Annotated in this window: 1 protein-coding gene; it reads left to right on the top strand. The window is 72.4% G+C overall.

The genetic code is table 11. The annotated features are described in order from the left end of the window. Positions 1-264: 264 nt before the first annotated feature. Positions 265-1,277, top strand: a 1,013-nt coding sequence (locus tag WCD58_RS33545) for an IS110 family RNA-guided transposase (protein ID WP_337707491.1), incomplete at its 3' end; no start/stop codon positions are given.

Here is a 1,277-nt window from a genome sequence, read left to right as displayed (position 1 = left end):
GTGAGGGTGTTGGGGCCGGTCCAGAGCGGCCTTGTGATGGGCTGGCGGCGAGACGGCGGGCGTGACCCGAATCCTGACTGGCGGAGCTTGCCTTCATAGGGACTTGTCCGTCTGTTGTCTCGCTGCCGGCCCGGCCGGGAGCAGCTGGCCTGATCAGGAGCTTGACCGCCAGTGGCTGCTGGCGTGTCCCATCACAGTCCTGCCGAGTCTCCCGAACCGGACCGGAGCACGTCCGTCCCGGGTCAGAGGAGAACGCGGTTGTCCATGCTCGCAGAACAGGTCGAGGTCGTCGTCGGCGTCGACACTCACAAGCACACCCACACCGCGGCCGTCGTCGCCGCGACCACCGGCGCGGTGCTCGCGCAGGCCACCGTGAGCGCGGAGCCCGCCGGCTACGACGCGCTGCTCGAGCTCGCTGACCAGCACGGGCCGTTGCGCGCGTGGGCGATGGAGGGCTCCGGAGGCTACGGCGCAGGCCTGGCCGCCCATCTCACCGCGCGCTCGGAGCTGGTGGTCGAACTCGACCGTCCCGCCCGCCCGACTCGCAGGGCGGGCGCGAAGTCCGACCCGATCGACGCTGTGCGCGCCGCCCGCGACGCGCTGGCCCGAACTCACCTGGCGCAGCCGCGTGCCGGCGGCCAGCGCGCGGCGCTGCAGGTACTGCTCACCGCCCGCCGCGCCGCGGTCGATGCCACCGTGGAGGCCCACAGCCAGCTCCACGCACTGGTCGTGACCGCACCTGAACGGGTCCGTGCCCGCTTCCGCGGCCAGACGACCCGCGGGATCATCGCGACCGCGCTGAAGCAACGTCCAGCGCACTACGCCGCCGACGTCCACGTGTTCACCGCGCTGACCACCCTCAAGGCGATCGCTCGTCGGGTCCGGACCCTGGAGGACGAGGCCGCCGAGCACGAGAAGGCCATCCGCGCGATCGTCGCGTCTTGGCGCCCCGACCTGCTCGCCGTGACCGGCGTCGGACCGATCGTGGCGGCCACCGTGCTGGCCGCGTGGTCACACGCCGGACGCTGCCGCGACGACGGAGCCTTCGCGATGCTCGCCGGCACCGCCCCCATCCCGGCCTCCTCGGGCAGGACCGTGCGCCACCGACTCAACCGCTCCGGGGACCGACAGCTCAACCGCGCGATCCACACCGTCGTGATCACTCGACTCCGACGCGACCCCACGACCCGCGACTACGCCGAACGCCGCCGCACCCAGGGCAAGACCGACCGCGAGATCCGACGCTGCCTCAGCCGCTACGTCACCCGCCAGCTCTA

This window comes from Actinomycetospora flava, from assembly GCF_037400335.1.
Taxonomy (GTDB): Bacteria; Actinomycetota; Actinomycetes; order Mycobacteriales; family Pseudonocardiaceae; genus Actinomycetospora; species Actinomycetospora flava.
The sequence above is the reverse complement of the archived record's forward strand: the minus strand, read 5'-3'. Positions and strand labels throughout refer to the sequence as shown.